15 protein-coding genes are annotated in these 18,983 nt (G+C 70.5%); 3 read left to right on the plus strand and 12 right to left on the minus strand.

All coding sequences use genetic code 11. The features are described 5' to 3' along the window. Positions 1-15: 15 nt before the first annotated feature. From metE to aceA, 3 genes are all read right to left on the minus strand, one after another. Positions 16-2,343 carry a 5-methyltetrahydropteroyltriglutamate--homocysteine S-methyltransferase gene (gene metE / locus AB0L91_RS09290; protein WP_365008554.1) on the minus strand — a complete coding sequence of 776 codons (2,328 nt, stop codon included), beginning with the start codon at positions 2,341-2,343 and terminating at the stop codon, positions 16-18. Between the two features lie 227 nt (positions 2,344-2,570). Beyond that, a complete protein-coding gene (locus tag AB0L91_RS09295; protein WP_218722035.1) occupies positions 2,571-3,440 on the minus strand; it encodes a 3-hydroxybutyryl-CoA dehydrogenase in 870 nt (289 codons plus the stop codon). Between the two features lie 160 nt (positions 3,441-3,600). Beyond that, positions 3,601-4,890, minus strand: a complete 1,290-nt coding sequence (aceA, locus tag AB0L91_RS09300) for an isocitrate lyase (protein WP_355274148.1) — start codon at positions 4,888-4,890, stop codon at positions 3,601-3,603. Positions 4,891-5,384: 494 nt separating this feature from the next. On the opposite strand from aceA, the gene AB0L91_RS09305 reads away from it, so the two are divergent. Then, positions 5,385-6,545, plus strand: coding sequence for a lipase family protein (locus AB0L91_RS09305; protein ID WP_365008556.1), 1,161 nt, complete (start codon positions 5,385-5,387; stop codon positions 6,543-6,545). Positions 6,546-6,579: 34 nt separating this feature from the next. Here the strand turns inward: AB0L91_RS09305 and AB0L91_RS09310 are convergent, their stop codons facing one another. Next, the gene (locus AB0L91_RS09310) at positions 6,580-7,404 is read right to left on the minus strand and encodes an alpha/beta fold hydrolase (protein ID WP_365008559.1); all 825 of its coding nucleotides are present in this window, start codon (positions 7,402-7,404) and stop codon (positions 6,580-6,582) included. Positions 7,405-7,474: 70 nt separating this feature from the next. Between AB0L91_RS09310 and AB0L91_RS09315 the strand changes: the two genes are divergently transcribed. Continuing rightward, positions 7,475-7,912, plus strand: coding sequence for a helix-turn-helix domain-containing protein (locus AB0L91_RS09315; RefSeq protein ID WP_365008562.1), 438 nt, complete (start codon positions 7,475-7,477; stop codon positions 7,910-7,912). 70 nt (positions 7,913-7,982) lie between these two features. Here the strand turns inward: AB0L91_RS09315 and puuE are convergent, their stop codons facing one another. From puuE to AB0L91_RS09340, 5 genes are all read right to left on the minus strand, one after another. Beyond that, the gene (gene puuE, locus AB0L91_RS09320) at positions 7,983-8,888 is read right to left on the minus strand and encodes an allantoinase PuuE (RefSeq protein ID WP_357342454.1); all 906 of its coding nucleotides are present in this window, start codon (positions 8,886-8,888) and stop codon (positions 7,983-7,985) included. Next, on the minus strand, positions 8,885-9,862 hold the full coding sequence (gene alc, locus AB0L91_RS09325; protein ID WP_365008565.1) for an allantoicase: 978 nt from the start codon (positions 9,860-9,862) through the stop codon (positions 8,885-8,887). Before alc ends, puuE begins: the two co-directional genes overlap by 4 nt. A gap of 167 nt (positions 9,863-10,029) precedes the next feature. Next, on the minus strand, positions 10,030-11,262 hold the full coding sequence (locus AB0L91_RS09330) for an aldolase/citrate lyase family protein (RefSeq protein WP_365008567.1): 1,233 nt from the start codon (positions 11,260-11,262) through the stop codon (positions 10,030-10,032). Further along, a complete protein-coding gene (locus AB0L91_RS09335; protein WP_365008570.1) occupies positions 11,259-14,231 on the minus strand; it encodes a molybdopterin cofactor-binding domain-containing protein in 2,973 nt (990 codons plus the stop codon). The genes AB0L91_RS09330 and AB0L91_RS09335 overlap by 4 nt, the downstream gene beginning before the upstream one ends. Then, on the minus strand, positions 14,228-15,175 hold the full coding sequence (locus tag AB0L91_RS09340) for an NADP-dependent oxidoreductase (protein ID WP_365008573.1): 948 nt from the start codon (positions 15,173-15,175) through the stop codon (positions 14,228-14,230). The genes AB0L91_RS09335 and AB0L91_RS09340 overlap by 4 nt, the downstream gene beginning before the upstream one ends. Before the next feature lie 103 nt (positions 15,176-15,278). On the opposite strand from AB0L91_RS09340, the gene AB0L91_RS09345 reads away from it, so the two are divergent. Next, entirely contained in the window at positions 15,279-15,677 is a 399-nt protein-coding gene (locus tag AB0L91_RS09345) for a helix-turn-helix domain-containing protein (protein WP_365008575.1), read from the plus strand. A gap of 2 nt (positions 15,678-15,679) precedes the next feature. Here AB0L91_RS09345 and AB0L91_RS09350 read toward each other — a convergent pair whose 3' ends face one another. The 3 genes from AB0L91_RS09350 to pucL all read right to left on the minus strand — a co-directional run bounded on the left by AB0L91_RS09350 (position 15,680) and on the right by pucL (position 18,976). Beyond that, positions 15,680-16,525, minus strand: a complete 846-nt coding sequence (locus tag AB0L91_RS09350; protein WP_365011229.1) for an FAD binding domain-containing protein — start codon at positions 16,523-16,525, stop codon at positions 15,680-15,682. A gap of 187 nt (positions 16,526-16,712) precedes the next feature. Next, positions 16,713-18,083 (minus strand): 8-oxoguanine deaminase, encoded by a 1,371-nt coding sequence (locus AB0L91_RS09355; protein ID WP_365008578.1) that lies wholly within the window; start codon positions 18,081-18,083, stop codon positions 16,713-16,715. Then, the gene (gene pucL, locus AB0L91_RS09360) at positions 18,071-18,976 is read right to left on the minus strand and encodes a factor-independent urate hydroxylase (protein WP_365008580.1); all 906 of its coding nucleotides are present in this window, start codon (positions 18,974-18,976) and stop codon (positions 18,071-18,073) included. Before pucL ends, AB0L91_RS09355 begins: the two co-directional genes overlap by 13 nt. Positions 18,977-18,983: the final 7 nt, after the last annotated feature.

Below are 18,983 nucleotides of genomic sequence, written 5' to 3' on the forward strand. Positions count from 1 at the left end.
GTTGACAGTTCGCGGTTACTCCGCAGCCGCGGCGGATTCCCCTTCGGCGGCCAGGGTGCGGCGGCGCACGCGGCGGGCGGCGGCGACCATGTTGCGCAGCGAGGGCTCGAGCTGCCAGTAGTGGCGGGTCTTCAGGCCGCCGTCGGGGTTGGCCCAGAGCCGTTGCGGGGTCACCGCTTCGGCGGCCTGGGTGAGCAGTTCGTCGAGCTCGTCGATATCGGGGATGCGGGCCGAGCGGCTCTCGTAGACGCCAGGGCCGACGCCGTGGCTGAGGCCGTGGCCGGTCGCGGCGTCCTCGGTGAGGGCCTGCATCACCCATTCGATCGAGCGGGTGGCCACGATCGCGGTGACGTCGGCGTCGAGCTGCTCGATCGCGTCGACCACCTCGGTGCGGCCGGAGTAGCCGATGTGGGTGTGGATCTGGGTGTCGGCCCGCACGCCGGAGGTGGCCAGCTTGAAGGCGGCGACCGCCCAGCGCAGGTACTCCTCGCGGCCCTGCGGACGCGGCGGCAGCAGCTCGCGGATGGCGGGCTCGTCGACCTGGATGATCGCGATGCCCGCCTTCTCCAGGTCCACCACCTCGTCGCGGATGGCCAGGGCCACCTGGTCGGCCGTCTCGTAGAGCGGCTGGTCCTGGCGCACGAACGAGCGGGCCAGCATCGTCACCGGGCCGGTGACCATGCCCTTGACCGGCTTGTCGGTCAGCGACTGGGCGTAGGTGGTCCAGTCGACCGACATCGGCGCGGGCCGCGACACGTCGCCGTAGACGATCGGCGGGCGCACGCAGCGCGAGCCGTACACCTGCACCCAGCCGAAGCGGGTGGTGGCGAAGCCGTCGAGCTGCTCGGCGAAGAACTGGATCATGTCGTTGCGCTCGTGCTCACCGTGCACGAACACGTCGAGGCCGATGTCCTCCTGGAGCCGGATCGTCGCCTCGATCTCGGCCTCGACCTGCTTGCGGTAGTCCTGCTCGGACAGCCTGCCCTGGGCCACCTCGTGGCGGGCTTGGCGCAGCTTGCCGCTCTGCGGGAACGAGCCGAGCGTGGTCGCGGGCACCACCGGCAGGTTCAGCCGTTCCTGCTGGGCGGCGCGGCGCTCGATGTAGGGCTCGCGCTCGCGCATCTCCGGGGTCACCGCGTACACGCGCTGACGCACGGCGTGCTTCTGCTTGAAGTGCACCTCGGTCGGGCGCTTGCGCCAGTTGTCCGACGGGCCCTCGGTGAGCGCCTTGGCCAGCGAGACCACCTCGCCCACCTTCTGCTTGGCGAAGGCGAGCCGGTCGGCGACATTGCCGTCGATGTCGTACTCGGCGAGCACGTCGTAGGGCACGTGCAGCAGCGTCGTTCCGGTCGACACGACCAGGTCGGGGCAGACCTCGGCGATCGAGTTCAGGTAGTTCAACGTGACGAAACGATCGGCACGCCAGACATTGGTGCCGCCGATGACACCGGCGTACAGCCGCTTGCGCTTGATCCCCGGGATCGCGGCCAGCTCCTCCGGCGTCATCCGGTAGGACGCCAGGTCCAGGCCGATCGCCTCGACATTGCTCGCCGCCAGGATGCGCAGCGCCTCACCGAAATCGCCGTACTGGCCGGTGACCAGGATGCGCGGGCGCAGCGGGGCCTTGGCCAGCCGCTGGTAGGCCTTGTCGAAGGCGGCCAGCTCGGCGGCCGAACGCTCGCCGGTGAAGCAGGGTTCGTCGAGCTGCACGCAGGTCGAGCCGCGCTTGGCGAGGATCTCGAACAGTTCCTCGTAGAACGGCAGCAGCTTGTCGAGCAGGCTCAGCGAGTCGAACTCGGTCTCGCCCGGCACGTGACCGGCCTTCGACAGCAGCAGCAGCGACACCGGGCCGAGCACGACCGGGCGCAGCTCGATCCCGCGCGCGATCGCCCGGTCCCACTCGTCGAGCAGGGCCTCGGGGTGCAGCGAGAACGTGGTGTCGGCGTCGAGTTCGGGCTGGCGGTAGTGGTAGTTGGTGCCGAAGAAACGCACCAGCTCCAGCGGCGGCAGGTCCGGGTTGCCGCGGGCCATCAGGAAGTAGAAGTCCAGGGGGTGCATGCCCTCCTGGTGCTCCTTGAACCGCGACGGCACGGCGCCGAACAGCAGCGCGTTGTCCAGGATGTGGTCGTAGAAGGAGAAGGTGTTGCCGGGGACCTGGGTCAGCCCGGTCGCGGCCAGCTCGTTGAACTGGCGCTCCTGGATGTCACGGCCTACCGCGAGCAGTTCCTCGCGCTCCAGCGATCCGCGCCAGTACGCCTCGAGCGCACGCTTGAGCTCGCGGTGCGGACCGATCCTCGGGTATCCGAGAACGCTCGACCCGAATCCATCGGTGACGTTGACCATGACCGGGATACTCCCTTTCGATCACCTGCGCGGTCACCCGGACGCTCGCCGGTCCCCGCGCATTGCTGCGCTCGACATATCGCCGGGCCGCGCTGGCGCGTCCGGCTACAGCAGCTTAGGCCGCGAGCGCGACCCTTCGCTGTTCCCCCTGCAAACACCCCCGAAATGGCCGAAGGCCACCGTCATCGGGTCGTTGGTGATGACGGTGGCCTCCGGGGAGCAAACCCCTACTTGCCGTACTGGTAGAAGCCGGCGCCGGTCTTCTTGCCCAGCAGGCCCGCCTCGACCATCCGCATCAGCAGCGGCGGAGCCGAGTACAGCGGCTCCTTGAACTCGGCGTACATCGAGTCCGCGATCGACTTCACGGTGTCCAGGCCGACCAGGTCGGTCAGCGCCAGCGGGCCCATCGGGTGGGCACAGCCGAGCACCATGGCCTTGTCGACGTCTTCCTTGGTGGCGAAGCCCGACTCGACCATCCGGATGGCCGAGAGCAGGTACGGCACCAGCAGCGCGTTGACGACGAAGCCGGAGCGGTCGGCCGAGCGGACGACCTGCTTGCCCAGGATGTCGGCGGCGAACTGCTCGGCGCGCTTGGCGACCGGCTCGCTGGTCTTGAGGGTGGTGACCAGCTCGACCAGCGGCAGCACCGGCACCGGGTTGAAGAAGTGCAGGCCGACCACGCGCTCGGGGTTCGCCGTGGCGACCGCGATCTTCATGATCGGGATGGAGGAGGTGTTGGAGGCGAGCACGGCGTCGGGGTCGGTGACGACCTTGTCCAGCTCGCTGAAGATGGCCGTCTTGACCTCTTCGTTCTCGACAACGGCTTCCACGACCAGCTGACGGTCGGCGAAGTCGCCGAGATCGGAGGTGAAGCGCAGCCGCCAGGCCGCCTGCTCCCGCTCGCGCTCGGTGATCTTGCCGCTGCTCACGCCACGGTCCAGCGAGCGCAGGATCCGAGCGCGGCCCGCAGCGGCGAGTTCGCGACTGGTCTCGTAGACGAGGACGTCGACGTGCGCGCGTGCGCACACTTCCGCGATGCCCGCGCCCATTTGTCCGGCGCCGATGATGCCGACGCGCTGAATCTTCTCGCTGCTCACGTCCCGCTCCTGCTGTGTGTCTGGCTCTGGGGTGGCTGGGGTGGTCATGACGACCAAGTTATAGGGATGCCCTCCCACGCCGGGGCTGTTCGGCGTGGGAGGGCGTACACCCCTACCGAGGTAGAGGAATGGTGTTGCTAGTCAAAGCAACCCCGGCGGATCAGTGGAACTGACCCTCTTCGGTGGAGCCCTTCAGGGCAGCCGTCGAGGTGTTCGGGTCCACGGTGGTGGCGATGGTGTCGAAGTAGCCGGCACCGACCTCACGCTGGTGCTTCACGGCGGTGAAGCCACGCTCGGCGGCAGCCTTGAACTCGCGCTCCTGCAGGTCGACGAACGAGGTCATGCCGTCGCGGGCGTAGCCGTACGCCAGGTCGAACATGCCGTAGTTCAGCGAGTGGAAGCCGGCCAGGGTGATGAACTGGAACTTGAAGCCCATCGCGCCGAGCTCACGCTGGAACTTCGCGATGGTCGCGTCGTCCAGGTGCGCCTTCCAGTTGAACGAAGGCGAGCAGTTGTAGGCCAGCAGCTGGTCCGGGAACTCGCTGCGGACGGCCTCGGCGAACTTGCGCGCGACCTCGAGGTCCGGCACGCCGGTCTCCATCCAGATGAGGTCGGAGTACGGGGCGTAGGCCTTGGCACGCGCGATGCAGGGCTCGATGCCGTTCTTCACACCGAAGAAGCCCTCGGCGGTACGGGTGCCGTCCAGGAACTCACGGTCGCGCTCGTCCACGTCGGTGGTGAGCAGGGTGGCGGCCTCGGCGTCGGTGCGGGCGATGATCACCGACGGCACGCCGGCGACGTCGGCGGCCAGGCGCGCGGAGGTCAGGGTGCGGATGTGCTGCTGGGTGGGGATCAGCACCTTGCCACCGAGGTGGCCGCACTTCTTCTCCGACGCCAGCTGGTCCTCCCAGTGGACACCGGCGGCACCAGCGGCGATCATCGCCTTCTGCAGCTCGTAGGCGTTCAGCGCGCCACCGAAGCCGGCCTCGGCGTCGGCCACGATCGGGGCCAGCCAGTTGGCGACCGAGTTGTCACCCTCGACCTTGGAGATCTCGTCGGCGCGCAGCAGCGCGTTGTTGATGCGACGGACCACCGACGGGACCGAGTTCGCCGGGTACAGCGACTGGTCGGGGTAGGTGTGGCCGGACAGGTTCGCGTCACCGGCGACCTGCCAACCCGACAGGTAGATGGCCTTCAGGCCGGCGCGGACCTGCTGCACGGCCTGGTTACCGGTGAGGGCACCGAGGGAGTTGATGTAGTCCTCGTTGTTGACGAGGTCCCACAGGATCTCGGCACCACGACGGGCGAGGGTGTGCTCCTCGACGACGTTGCCCTGCAGGGCGACGACCTGCTCGGCGGTGTAGTTGCGGGTGATGCCCTTCCAACGGGGGTTGGTGTCCCAGTCGTTCTGGATCTCCGCAGCGGTCTTCGGGGTGCCGACAGTCGACATCTCTGACTCCACTTCCTCGGTGTGGTCGGTGCTCCTACGGTCCAGCCGTGAAACAACCGGCGGCTTAACGCTTTCGGTTGCGCGACTCGTACTGCTGAAGCAATTTGCAGGCTTGCTAGGACTAGCTAGGGCCTGAGGGGTGTACTTCCACACGATGGCACACCAGGAAATAGCCGTCTACCTGTTGCTTATGTGAATCTCAGCTAGGTTTGCCGCCGCGTTTGCTAACTTTGCGAAATTTGCGGGCTAATTGCAAGCACCCATCCTACCGACCGGTAGCGCTGACCAGGAGTTTTAGCATAACGCCCGTACTGTTAGCGCCGTCCGCCCGGGCACTGCCCGACACGCCCAACTCTCGCACCCTGTGACCTGTTTCACACACCACGCCGGGCAGGAATGGTGTGCGTGTCGTCACTGAATATCGCCCCACCCCGGAAGTAGGGGCAGCCGACGGCGTCCTGGACACTCGTCCGCGAAGACGAGAGGGTGACCCCATGAGGATTTCGAGGATCGCGGCGACGTCGAAGGTCGCGCTGGCGGTGGTCGCGGCGACGGCCGCGGTGAGTCTGGTGCCGACGGCGGCGGGCGCGCAGCCAGGACAGCGGGCCGGGAGTGTCGTCGGCGTCGAGACGCTGTCCGCCGCGGCGACGCTGCCCGGCGCGGCGCGGGCCGAGCGGCTGATCTACCGGTCGACGACGGCGGGCGACCAGCCGACCACCACCAGCGCGGCCGTGTACCTCCCGGCTGGCGCGGCGCCTGCGGGTGGGTGGCCGGTGATCGCGTGGGCGCACGGCACCGTCGGCCTCGGGGACGACTGCGCGTACAGCGTGGCCGGACCCGCCGCGGTCGAGCGCGACTGGGCCTACCTCGGCACCTGGCTGAACCAGGGGTACGCGGTCGTGGCGGCCGATTACGCGGGCCTGGGTGGTCCGGGAGCGCATCCGTACCTGAACGGCGTGGTGGAGGCGCACAACGTGGTCGACGCGGTGCACGCGGCCACCGCGCAGTACCCGGCGCTGTCGAACAAGTGGGCCGTGGTCGGCCAGTCCCAGGGCGGCGGCGCCGCGGTGTTCACCGCCCGCTACGCCACCGAGTTCGGCGGCCCCGCCCTCGACTATCGCGGCGCGGTCGGCACCGGCGTGCCCGCCTACATCGAGGACGTCATCCAGCTGCTCGGCCCCGGCATGCCGCCGATGGCGCTCAGCGCGCACCTGTCGGCGTACGTGCTCTACATCCTCAACGGCCTGCGCACCACGTTCCCGGAGCTCGGCATCGACGGCCTGCTCACCGAGTCCGGCCGCGCGTGGGTCGCGCGCGCCGAGACCGGCTGCATCGGCCCGCTCGGCGACGAACTCGCCGCCGCGAAGCCCAGCCTCGGCAGCCTGTTCGCCCGACCGATGTCATCGATCCCCGATGTACACGGCCTGCTCTCGCGCTACATGGGCCTGCCCGAGTCCGGCTACGACCGGCCCGTATTCCTCGGCCAGGGCCTGCGCGACACCGATGTCGTCACCCCCGAGACCCTGCGCTTCGCCGCGGTCCTCACCGCGAACCGGCAGCCGGTCACCGTCCGCACCTACCCCACCGACCACGACGGCACGGTCAACGCCTCCCTCGTCGACTCCCTCCCGTTCGTCCGCGCCCTCTTCGCCTGAGCACGAGCCCCGGCCCCACCGGTCAGGGCCGGGCCTAGGCCAGCACCGCGCGCACAACGGCGGCATACGCGGCCGGGTGGGTGAGGTTGCCATTGTGGCCGCCGGGGAATTCGACCAGCGGCGTGGCGCGCAGGTCGGCCAGTTCGCGTGCGCATTTGTGGTCGAACACGTGGTGGCCGGTGGTGCGCCCGGTCGCGGGCACGATGCGTACCGGTGAGTCCCGGAGCGCGGCGACGTCGACCCGGTCGGCTCGCACGGCGGTGAAGTCGTGCGCTAGGAAGTACTCGAAGTTGCGCGCGCGGTCGGCGTCGATCGGCGCCAACCGCACGCCCGGCTCGACTTCCTGGTTCGCCGGATCGATGCCGAGCGTGCGCACCATCGGCGCCAGTGCCGCTCGCCAGCCCTGCGCGCGGAAGACCTCCTGACATTCGGCCAGCTCCGCGAGGTGATGCGCGCGCTCGGTCGCGGCGAGCAGCCACGGACTCACCGGCTCGTGGGCGATCAGTGCGCTCAGCTGTCCCGGGTGGGTGACCGCCAGGTGCAGCCCGATCGACGCGCCCATGCTGCACCCGAGCATCGCCACCGGCGCGTCGGTGAGCGCGGCCAGCAGCCGGTGCGCGTCGTCGGCGTGGGTGGCGATCGATCCGCCCGGCGCGCCGTGGATCCGGCTGCGCGAGAGCCCGCGCCGGTCGTAGGTGATGACGGTGAAGTCCGCTTCCAGCTCCCGCACCAGCGCCTCGCTGCGCCGCGCGTCCCCCTCCCCGCTCTGCGAGATCAGCAGTGTCGGCCCGCGACCGCGCACCTCGTAGTACAGCTCGGCGTCCGGAACCAGCAGGGTGTCGGCGTGAATCATGCTCATGCCGTCCACCGTAATTCATCAAATTTGATTCATCAATAGTGATGCATCAACTGTGATGTACCTTGGCGGCATGGATGGAGTCGAACTGTTCCTGCTCGGCCGGACGCTGATGAAGATCGGCGAGGAGGCCCTGCCGACCGAGGGACTCGGCGGCGGGCACCGGCCGGTACTCGTCGTGACCAGCGATATCGTCGCCCATCCGGACAGCACCGTTGGCGAGATCGCGCGCCGCACCGGACTCCCGCAGAGCGCGGTGTCCACGGCCGTCGCCCGGCTCGAGGAAGCGGGCTCGATCACCACCGACACCGATCCGCGCGACCGCCGCCGCACCGTCATCCGCCCGGCCGCGCGAATCTCCGCCCGGGTCGCCCAGATCCGCGCCTCTACCATCGACGCCGCCGTCACCGCGGCGCTCCCCACCGACGACCCGGCCGCGACCGCCGAGGTGCTCAACGCCCTCGACATCCTTGCCCGGCACCTGCGCCCGAGAGCCGCCACAGCGCAATAGAAACGGCACGCCCCGAGTTCGCGACAAAAGACCGGCCGCGCCCCCGAATTCGAGAGCGCGGCCGGACTTCTCACACCATCGGCGGGTGGACCTTGCGCCAGTGTTCGGCGATATCGATCCGCCGGGCGACCCAGACCCCGTCATGCGCTTGCACGTGATCGAGGAACCGCTCCAGCGCCGCCGTCCGGGCGGGGCGGCCCGCCAGTCGGCAGTGCAATCCGATCGACAGCATCTTCGGACTGCCCTCGGCCCCTTCGCGATACAGCACATCGAACGCGTCGCGCAGATGCGCGAAGAACTCGTCGCCGTTGGCGAAGCCGGCCGGGGAGGCGTAGCGCATGTCGTTGGTGTCGAGGGTGTACGGGACGACCAGGTGGTTCTGGCCGCGCACCTCGGTCCAGTACGGCAGATCGTCGGCGTAGGAGTCGGAGTCGTAGACGAAACCGCCGTGCTCGACCACCAGTTCCCTGGTGCTCGGCGAATCGCGCCCGGTGTACCAGCCCAGCGGTGCCGCGCCGGTCAGCTCGGTGAGCACGCGCACCGCCTCGGCCATGTCGGCACGCTCGATATCGCGATCGATGAGCTGGTAGGACTTCCATTGCAGCCCGTGACAGGCGATCTCGTGGCCGAGCTCCCGAAAGGCCGCCACCGCTTCGGGATTGCGCTGCATGGCCCGCGCCACCGCGAAGACGGTGAGCGGCAGCCCGCGCCGCTCGAAGGCGCGCAGCACCCGCCACAGCCCGGCGCGGGAACCGTACTCGTAGAGCGATTCCATGCTCATGTGCCGGTTCGGGAACGCCTCGGCCGGGGTCATCTCGGAGAGGAACGTCTCCGAGTGCGGTGACCCGTCGAGGACGTTGTTCTCTCCGCCCTCTTCGTAATTCAGCACGAACTGCACGGCCACCCGCGCGCCGTCGGGCCACTGCGGGTCCGGCGGATTCGGCCCGTAGCCGACGAAGTCCCGGATATCACTCATGCGCCCAGCTCCCCGAAGAGCCGCAGCCGCGCGAGCCCGCCGTCGGGATAGATGTCGAGGCGCACCTCTTCCACCGAGGCGGCGGCCGGGGCGAGCGCGAAGCGGTGCCTGGTATCGGGCAGCAGGTCGGTGTGCGGCAGCAGTTCGACCTGGGTGCCGTCGTTGGTGAAGCCGGTGAGCGCGGCGGCACCGGGGCTGTTGCCGAGGAAGCAGGAGGTGTCGATCTCGGCGAGCCGGATCGCGCCGGGGCCCGCCAATCTGATGCGCACCCAGTCGTTTCCGTCGTCGCGGCGGCGGGCGGTTTCCCAGCCGTCGCCCATGACCCTGGCCAGGCCGGGGTAGAGCAGCTGATTCGGTGAGCTGTAGAAGCGGTTGGAGCAGTCCAGGACCAGCGCGCCGTTCTCCAGCGCGGCCAGGTCGAGCGGACCGAGGCCGAGCAGCGCCGGGTCCGGCCTGCCCTCACCGTGCACGCGCAGCCGGGCGACGCCGCCGTCCGGGTGCATGGTGAGTTTCACGTGGGTCCAGCGATTCTCGTCGACGACGGCGAAGGGGTTGCGGCTGTCGCCACCGACCTTGACCCGGTCGAGCAGGGTGACCCAGTCGGTGCGGGCGGCGATCTCCTCGGCGGGCGGATAGCCCTCGATCGCCAGTGCCGAGAGCGACACCTCGGGCGGGTAATTACCCTTGAACCAGGCGGTGTCGACCACGACGCCGCGGATCACGCCCGGCACGCCGAGCCGCACGATGGCGCTGTCGTCGCCGGGCCTGCCCCGGTGCCGCCGGGTCTCCCAGCCGTCGTAGACCTGCCCCTTGTGCCCGAACGTGGCGGGCTGGTACTCCGACGGACCCGGGTTGACCAGGTTCTCCTTCTCCGCGAAGAACTCGTCGTTCGCCCAGATCACCGAACCACCGAGCGATCGAACTGCCAGGTCGGGGAGCAGCGTGAAATCGTCGCCGCCGAGGTGTGTGGTCACCGTTGCCTCCTATGCCTCAGGTGCTGCGGGCTCTCGCCCGCCATGGGGGGTTGCTGCCTATGCGTATCGCCGCGCTCGAATCAGCCTCGTGCCGCGGCCGATTCGGTCGCGACATCGACCGAGCCGCATGGCATTGGCCTGCCGATGCCCAGGCACTCCCCGGTGTGTCATCGCGGGTCCGGTGCCGAGTAGGTGCGCGCGGCCAGCGCCTCGAGCACCGGGACGGTGAGTTCGGTGGCCCGCGTGGCGAGTTCGTCGGCGATGACCGCGCCGCAGCGCAGGCCGCGCAGCACGGTGGTGGCGAGCGCTTCGGCGGTGGCCGGCTCGTCGATCACCCCGCCGGAGCGCCGGTCCAGGTAGGCCTGCAAGCGCGGGACGGCGACGTCGGTGGCGGTGCGGAAGAAGTCGTAGGTGGCCAGCCAGCGGGTGACCAGGTGTCCGGGATGCATGTCCCAGCCCTGGTAGTAACCGCGCCGCAGGGCCCGCTCGACCAGGCGGTGGTGATTGCGGAAGGCGCCTTCGGGGTCGGCGTCCGGCACGATCTGGGTGGAGCCGTCGCAGATCCACACCCCGGTCTGGGCGGCCGCGACCTGCATCACGGCCTTGGCGTGGTCGGCCGCCGGATGATCGAGGGCCTGATCGGTGGCGGCGATGCCGCAGGCGGCGGTGTAGTCGTAGGTGCCGAAATGCAGCGCGCTGCACCGTCCGTCGGCGAGGGTGATCATCCGGGAGATCGGCGCGCTGCCGTCGGGCGCGATGATCGCCTGTGGGCTCTCGATCTGGAGTTCGAAGCGCAACGTCCGCTCGGGCAGCCCGTGCACCGCCTCGATCCCGGCGCACAGGTCGACGATCGCCGAGACCTGTTCGGCCGCCCTGATCTTCGGGACAGTGAGCACGAACCCGGGCGCCACCCCACCCGCCGCGTCGAGCACGAGTTCGAGGGTGCGCAGGGCCCGCCTGCGTTCGCCTGCGGCCAGGCCCTTGGTCCGGACGCCGAACGAGGTGGGAGCGCCGGGCCGACCGGCCCAGCTCGCCAGCGCCTTGCCCGCGGCGGTGGCGGCCGCGTCCTCCTCCGCGTCGGCGCGGAAGCCGTAGCCGTCCTCGAAGTCGATCCGCAGGTCCTGCACCGGCTGCTCGGTCAGCCTGCGGCGCACCGCCGACAGCGCGTCGGTGACATCGAGGCCGACGAGGAAATCGGCGTGCCGGTGCAGCAGTTCGAGCGCGGCAGCGCCCCACTCGGCCGGGGTGTCGGCGGTGGCGCGGTCGGCGCCCACGTAGGCGGTGTGCACCGGCTGGATCCGGTCGCCCGCGCCCGGGTAGCGCGTCCGCAGACCTGCGTCGACGGCGTCGAGGGTGGCGTCGATGCGGGCGCGGATATGTTCGGGTAGCTGGGAGTTCACCCGGCGGCTCCTTCCTTGATGATCCGCCACACTCGGTCGGCGGTCATCGGTAGTCGGTCCGGTCGGGCGCCGACGGCGTCGCGGATCGCGTTCGCCAGTGCGGGCGCGACCGGGTTGTAGGGGGACTCACTCATCGATTTGGCACCCAGCGGGCCCAACTCGTCACTGGTTTCGGCGAAATACACCTCGGTGCGGGGCAGATCGGCGAACTGCGGAATGTGATAGTGCCGCAGTGTCCGGGTGGTCACCACGCCCGCGTCGGTACGCATGTCCTCGTAGAGCGCGGTGCCCAGCGCCTGGGCGACGCCACCCTCCACCTGGCCGCGCAACTGCACCGGGTTGACCACCGTGCCCGCGTCCGCCACCTGGATCGATTGCAGAATCCGCACCTCACCGGTGCTCGGCCGGACCGCCACCCGGAACGCGTGCACATTGAAACTCACCGAGCGTGGCGTCCCCGCGTGCGTGCCGTGCGCGACCAGCTCGCCGTCGGGGAGCAGTTGTTCGGCGGTCATGAGGTCGGTGCCGCACCGCACTCCGCCCGCCTCCAGCACACAGTCGCGTTCCGGGTGCCCGCTGACCTTCGCGGCCCTGGCCAGCAGCATCGCGCGCAGCTCCAGGGCGGCCGCGTAGGCGGCCTTGCCCGCGACCATCGTGCCGGTGGACCCGAACGCGCCGGTGTCGTGCCCGACGACATCGGTGTCGGACTGCCGGATCCGGATCCGGTCGGCGGTGGTGGCCAGCGCGGTCGCGGCCAGCTGCGCGTGCACCGTGGTGGTGCCGTTGCCGAATTCGGCGGTGCCGACGCCGATCTCGTAGGTCCCGTCGGCCAGCAGGCGCGCGGTGGCGTCGGCGTGGTGGCCGCGCGGTGGCACGGTGGCGATCATCGCCACCGCCATGCCCTCGCCGATCCGCCACTCCGGCGCCGGCGCGGCGACGCCGTTGCCCCGGCGCAGGGCCCGCTGGGCGGTGTCGAGGCATTGGTCGAGGCCGTAGCTGCCGAAGGTCAGGTCGCCCTCGTCGACCTCGGCGCCGGTGAACCGGTCACCGGGCACGACCACATTGCGGCGGCGGAATTCGAAGGGGTCGATGCCGAGTTCGCGGGCGAGTTCGTCGATGGCCGACTCCACGCCGAAGATCACCTGGCCGAGCCCGTAGCCGCGGAACGCGCCGGAGGGAATGTTGTTGGTGTACACCGCCTGTGCGTCGACCCGCTTGTTCGGGCAGCGGTACACCGCCACGGATTCGCCGACGGCGTGGAACATCACGCCCGCGCTGTGATTGCCGTAGGCGCCCGCGTCGGTGAGCACGTCGACCGCGAGCGCAGTCAGCAGGCCCGCCGCGTCGGCGGCCGCGGTGACCGCCACCCGCATCGGATGACGGCAGGTGGCGGAGGTGAATTCGTCGGTTCTGGTGAACTCGTACTGCACGGGATGCCCGCTCCGCAGCACCGCAAGCGCGATCAGGTCCTCGGCCAGCATCTCCTGCTTGGCCCCGAATCCGCCGCCGACCCTGGCCGCGAACACCCGCACCTCGTCCCGGTCCAGCCCGAACACATGGCACAGTTCGTCGCGCACCAGGAACGGGACCTGGGTGCTCGTGCGGATGACCAGCCTGCCCGCGTCGTCCAGCCAGCCGATCCCGCCGTGCGTCTCCAGATGCACGTGCTGCACGCGCGGCGAATGCCACACCCCGCTGACCACTTTCGCGGCCCGCTCGATCCCCGCCTCGAAATCTCCGACCCCACCGTGGATCTCGGCCACCAGATTGCGTTCCGGGTCGGCGATGCGCGCCGACTCCGGTTTGTCGGCGTGGAGCTTCGGCGCGTCCGCGGCGAGTGCGGCCGCTGGCTCGAAAACAGCGGGGAGCACCTCGTAGTCGACCCGCAGTGCCCGTACTCCGGCGCGCGCGGCGTCGAGCGTCTCCCCCACCACCGCGGCCACCCGCTGGCCCGCGAACCGCACCGTGCGATCGAGGACGAAGGTGTCGTCGGGATCGTCCTCCCGCAGTTCGTGCCGGGCCGTCGAGAAGGCCGTGGTCGGCGCGTCCGCGTGCGTCAGCACCAGCCGGACACCTGGAACAGCCTGCGCCGCAGCGGTATCGATGGTGACGACGCGCGCGTGCGGATGCGGGCTGGCCAGCACCGCCAGGTGCCACGGCGCGGTCGGTGGCATCCGCTCGCCCGCCCCTGGCACCACATCGAGTGTGAACGCCTCGGCACCGCGCACGATCCGCGTGCCCGCCGGTGCCCGCACGCCGTCGCCCATCTGCCCCGGACCGTGCCTACCCCGCATTGCCGCCTCGACCGCCCCCACCGCGGAACCGCTGACCTCCGGGCCCTCCGCCGCCGACACGACGGTGACCTCGGCCTCCCCCAGCCCCGACCGCCCGGCGGACGCCGCGAGCGCGGAGCCAACACCCTGATCGCCAGGAGCCGGAGCGTGCACCGCCGACCTGCGGGGTTCGGGGGTGGACGTAGTTGTGCACAATGCTGCACAGGATCCCGTCAGCGCGTCGGCGATGGCGCGGTATCCCGTGCAGCGGCACAGGTTTCCCTTGAGCAACTCGGCCCGTTCGGCATCGATGACGGCGGAGTGATCGGCCGGTGCCGCGGAGTCGCCATCGCCGGTCCGACCGGCCGCCAGACCCGTCGCCGTCACCACCATTCCTGCAGTGCAGAAACCACACTGGAACCCAGCGTGCTCGACGAAGTTGCGCTGCACCGCGTTCGGTCCGTCGTCGTCGGCCAGCCCGGCGGCCGTGGTGACGCTGCGGCCGTCGGCGCGATGGGCCGGGATCAGGCAGGAATGCACGGCCGCGCCGTCGAGCAGGACCGAGCAGGCGCCGCAATCGCCGGAGTCGCACCCCTTCTTGACCGCGAGTTCGCCCTGGTCGCGCAGCAAGGTGCGCAGGCATTGCCCGGGCCGCGCGGTCGCCTCGACCGCGCGTCCGTCGATCTCCAGTCTCATGAACCACCTCCTGGTGCCGTGGTCAGCACGAGCCGGCCGCGCAGGCCGCCCTCGGCGAGCCGGGTGTGGGCGCGCGCCGCGTGTTCCAGCGGCAGCGTGTCGGCCACGCGCAACGTGAGGTCGTAGGCGGCGAGGGTGGCCAGGGCGGCACCGTCGGCGCTGATCCAGGTGTGGTGAACGCGGATGCCGCGCAACGGGATCGGGTCGGCGCCACCGACGACGGTGACGAAGGAGCCACGATTGCGCACGGCGGCCAGCGCCCTGGTGCTCAGGCCCGCGGTGTCCAGCACGGCGTCGACCCCGCCGGGCACCAGCGCGCGCACGGCCTCGGCCAGGTCGGCGACCTCGCGCGACACCACCCACTCGGCGCCCAGTGCCCGGACGAGATCGGCGTCGGCGGCGCCCACCTGCGCGACCACCCGCACCCCACGCCACCGCGCGGCGATCTCCACCGCGAACCCGCCGACCGCACCGGCCGCGCCGGTCACCAGCAGGGTGTCACCCTCGGTGAGGTCGAGCAGGTCCAGCGCCTGGAAGGCGGTGAGCCCGTTCAGCGGCAGGGTGGCCGCCTCGATCGCGGACCGTCCGGCGGGCGCGGGCGCCACGGCCGACGCGTCGAGCACCAGATAGTCGGCATAGCTGCCCAGCGACCGGTCGAGCAGATCCCGCAGCCCGATCACCCGCTGACCGGCGGCGAACCCGGCCACCCCGGCACCGATCGCGTCGATCTCGCCCGCCACGTCCCAGCCGATCCCGGTCACCGCGCGCGGCGCCATCAGCCCGGCCTCGACCAGGGCTCCCGTCCTGGTCACCGCGTCCACGGGATTCACCGCCGCCGCCGCTACCCGGATCCGGACCTGCCCCGGTCCCGGTGCGGGGACGGGAACGTCGACGAGTTCGAGTGCTTCCGGTCCGCCGAAACTGTGGACGACCACTGCGCGCATGATGCTGTCTCTCTCTTCCGTAGGTACTTGTCGAACCTAGGGAGAGCTACTCTCTATCGGGAAGTACGCACCGCGAAGTGCGTACCGCACGCGAGGGAGAGCGATGACCACACGCACCGCCGCCGAGCGCCGCGCCGAGGCGGGCGCGGCCTACAACGCCTACGTGGCCGAGTGCCCGGCCCGGCAGCTGCTGGACCGGATCGGCGACAAGTGGGTCAGCCTGGCGATCAACGCGCTGGCCGACGGCCCGCTGCGCTACAGCGAGATCAACCAGCGACTGGCCGGGGTGAGCCAGAAGATGCTCACCCAGACCCTGCGCAATCTCGAACGCGACGGCCTGCTCACCCGCACCGTGCTGCCCGAGGTGCCGGTCCGGGTGGACTACCGGCTGACCCCGCTCGGCCTGGAACTGCTGCCGGTCATGCGGACCATCAAGGGCTGGGCCGAGCAGCACATGGATCAGGTGCTGGTCGCCCGCGCCGCCTACGACGCGCGGTCCTGAGGTCACGCCGTCCCCCTGAGTTCGGCGGCCACCTCGGCGGCCAGCAGTCCGGTGACGTGCGCGCGCCAGTCCGGCGCGCCGTGTGGATCGTCGAACCACACCTCCGGTTCCAGCTCGGTCAGCGCGACCGCGAGATCGAATTCGGTGGGGACCGTGTCGAAGTCGAGCACCACCGGCCGCACGGTCGACGCGGTGACGGTGATCGCGCACCGCCCGTCGGCCTCGCGCCTGCCCATCACCACCGCGCCGGAGCGCCCGAGCGGGGCCAGCGCGATCTTGCGGAAGCTGGTGCGCGCCAGCAGACTCGCGGTCGGCACCAGGAAGGACCGCACGACCGCTCCGGCGGCGAGGATATTCTCCCCCGGCCCGGTCACGAAGTCGCGCAGTGGAATCCGCCGTTCGCCACCGCCACGCGGCCAGATGACGGCGGTCGCGTCCAGCGCCACCAGCGCGCCGAGGACCGCACCGGCGGGCAGCGACAGGCAGACGTTCCCGCCGACGGTCGCGGTGCGCCAGATCTTGTGCGAGGCGAGCAGCGCCCGGCAGGACTGCGCGAACAGCGCCGTCCCCGGCCACCCCGGTCGCAGCACGTCCGACCCCAGTTCCCGGCCGGGATGCGCGCCGGCGAATTCGGCCAGCGTGCAGGTCGCGGCGATCTCGAGCCCGTCGCAGCGCTCCAGCAGCGGCGCCCAGCCGAGCGTGGTGATGTCGACGAGCCGATCGAGCCGATCGTGCGGTTCGGAGAACAGGAAGGTGCCGCCCGCCAGCACCGCGCTACCGGCGCCGACCTGTGCCAGGTCGGCGCGGTCACGGGCGAGAACCACCTCTCGAACAGTGTCCAGATCCACGTTCACCTCGCTTACCTCACCGGCCACAGTAGGGGCCGGGAGTTGCCACGATGTTGCGCGAAACCCGCGCCGGATTGCGGCGCGGTTAACCCGGTGTACGTCATCCAGTGTGCGCCGAACTCGGCGTAATCGCAGTTCAGCGCACCGACCGGGGGAACGGCCAGATCTTCGGCCCGCCCGTTCGCGCTCACGCACCGGCCAGCAGCGTCGCCTGCGCCTGGGCGACATCGGCACCGACTGCCGCCTCGTCCACCGTGGTGACGACACCGTCGCGCACCACTTCACGCCCGTTCACCAGCAGCGCGGCCAGCGGCGGCGCCGACCCGAGGACCAGCGCGACGACCGGATCCTCGATCCCCGCGTGCGCGGGCGTGTCCAGCCGCCACAGCGCCAGATCGGCCAGCTTGCCCGGCTCGATCGACCCGATCTCCGCGGCCCGGCCGAGCACCCGTGCCCCGCCCATGGTCGCCAGTTCCAGCGCGGCGCGCACGGTCATCGCGCGCGGCCCGCCGACGGCCCGCGCGTACAGCAGCGCGTTGCGCGGTTCCTCGATCATCGAGCTCGACTCGTTGCTGGCCGCGCCGTCCACACCGAGACCGACCGGCACGCCGGCGGCCACCAGATCCGCGGTCCGCGCGATGCCTGCGCCGAGCCTGCCGTTGGAGGTCGGGCAGTGCGCGACGCCGGTCCCGGTGCGCGCCATCGCGGCGATCGCCGGATCGTCGAGGTGCACGGCGTGGGCGTACCAGACGTCGTCGCCGAGCCAGCCCAGCTGTTCCATGTACTGCGCCGGGGTGCACCCGAAGGTCGACTGACAGAAGTCCTGCTCGTCGATGGTCTCGGCCAGGTGCGTGTGTAGCCGCACCCCCGCAGACCTGGCCAGCGCCGCGGATTCCCGCATCAGGTCGGCGGTCACCGAGAACGGTGAGCACGGCGCGAGCGCGATCCGCACCATCGCGTCGGCGGACGGGTCGTGCCACCGCTCGATCGCCGCGCCGCTCGCCGCGAGGATGTCGTCGATCGATTCGACCACGTCGTCGGGCGGCAGCCCGCCCTTGCTCTGGCCCAGATCCATCGACCCGCGCGCCGGATGGAACCGCAGCCCGACCGCCGCGGCCGCGCCGATCTCGGCGACGAGCAGGTCACCGCCGCCGCGCGGGAAGACGTAGTGATGATCCGACGACGTGGTGCAGCCGCTGCGCGCCAGCGACACCAGCGCGCCGGTGGCGGCCACCCGCACCGACTTCTCGTCGATCCGCGACCACACCGGATACAGCGTGGTCAGCCACTCGAACAGGGTGTTGTCGGCGGCCAGCCCCCGGGTGATCCACTGGTACAGGTGGTGGTGGGTGTTGACCAGCCCCGGCGTGAGGACACACCCGCGTCCGTCGATCCGCGCCACCTCGGGCCCGAACTCCGGCGGCGCGCCCGCGCCGACCGCGTCGATCCGGTTGCCCCGCACCGTGACCCAGCCGTCGCGGTATTCGGTGCCCGCCGCGTCGACAGTCACCACCGCGCACCCGGCGATCAGCAGATCGGGCGCGCTCACGGCTGCCATGCGATCCCCTCCTCCGGTGCGTCCGCGCGCCGCAAGGTCGCGTGGATGGAGCCGTAGGGGCGGTCCGCCGCCCAGAACACCTCGCCGGAGTTCTCGATCCCGAAGCGGGCGAGGTCGTAGTCGAAGTGGTGCTTGTTCGGCGCCGACAACCGGATCTCGGCGAGCACCGGGAACCGTTCCAGCGCCGCTGTTCCCATCGCGTGCAGGGTCTGCTGGAGCGCCTTGGAATAGGTCGCCGCGAACAGTTCGAGCAGCGTGGCCCGGATACCGTCGTAGGTGTGGTCCCAGTCGAATCCGCTGGTCTCGGCGAAGCGCCACTGCACGCTCAGCGAGGTGGCCAGCACCCGGTCGTGGGTGGGTGCCAGGGTCGTGTACTCGTCGGTGAGGAAGTCCGCGAACTCCGACCCGGTGGACTTGAGCACCACCAGGTCCTTGATCCCGCCGATCACCCAGGTTCGCTGGTCGGCGCCCTTGCCCGCCACCGTCACCGCGGCGGTGCGCACCTCCGGCCCCTGCCGCACCCAGGTGTGGTCGTGTTCTTTCCCGTCGATCGATACCCGCTGCCACCCATAGGACTCCACATCGATCCGCGCACTCGACACGGGCTCCACGGTGTCGGTGAAATGCTTCGCCAGCGCGATCGCGTAGTCCTCGACGGTGTCGAGTCCCGGCTGCTTCGCGAAGACGAAGGCCATGTTCTTCTGGGTGTCGGTGGGCAGGACGTGACGCTGGTCACCGTCGGTGTAGGCCGCCGCGAAATCACCACGGAGGGTGGTCGAGACGTTCACATCGCGGATCTCGTGGCGCGCGTTCTCCTTGTAGAAGCGCACCACCCGGTTCTCGGCCTTGCCGTAGCGGTTGTCGACCAGCTCGATCGGACCACTCAGTGCCATCTGGTTG

The sequence above is a fragment of the Nocardia sp. NPDC051833 genome, assembly GCF_040681225.1.
In the GTDB taxonomy this organism is placed as follows: domain Bacteria; phylum Actinomycetota; class Actinomycetes; order Mycobacteriales; family Mycobacteriaceae; genus Nocardia.

Bases quoted from the DNA above. Each gene is read 5' to 3' on its own strand.
- metE (WP_365008554.1), bottom strand. From the start codon at position 2,343: ATGGTCAACGTCACCGATGGATTCGGGTCGAGCGTTCTCGGATACCCG.
- aceA (WP_355274148.1), bottom strand. From the start codon at position 4,890: ATGTCGACTGTCGGCACCCCGAAGACCGCTGCGGAGATCCAGAACGAC.
- AB0L91_RS09305 (WP_365008556.1), top strand. From the start codon at position 5,385: ATGAGGATTTCGAGGATCGCGGCGACGTCGAAGGTCGCGCTGGCGGTG.
- AB0L91_RS09310 (WP_365008559.1), bottom strand. From the start codon at position 7,404: ATGAGCATGATTCACGCCGACACCCTGCTGGTTCCGGACGCCGAGCTG.
- AB0L91_RS09315 (WP_365008562.1), top strand. From the start codon at position 7,475: ATGGATGGAGTCGAACTGTTCCTGCTCGGCCGGACGCTGATGAAGATC.
- puuE (WP_357342454.1), bottom strand. From the start codon at position 8,888: ATGAGTGATATCCGGGACTTCGTCGGCTACGGGCCGAATCCGCCGGAC.
- AB0L91_RS09335 (WP_365008570.1), bottom strand. From the start codon at position 14,231: ATGAGACTGGAGATCGACGGACGCGCGGTCGAGGCGACCGCGCGGCCC.
- AB0L91_RS09340 (WP_365008573.1), bottom strand. From the start codon at position 15,175: ATGCGCGCAGTGGTCGTCCACAGTTTCGGCGGACCGGAAGCACTCGAA.
- AB0L91_RS09345 (WP_365008575.1), top strand. From the start codon at position 15,279: ATGACCACACGCACCGCCGCCGAGCGCCGCGCCGAGGCGGGCGCGGCC.
- AB0L91_RS09355 (WP_365008578.1), bottom strand. From the start codon at position 18,083: ATGGCAGCCGTGAGCGCGCCCGATCTGCTGATCGCCGGGTGCGCGGTG.
- pucL (WP_365008580.1), bottom strand. From the start codon at position 18,976: ATGGCACTGAGTGGTCCGATCGAGCTGGTCGACAACCGCTACGGCAAG.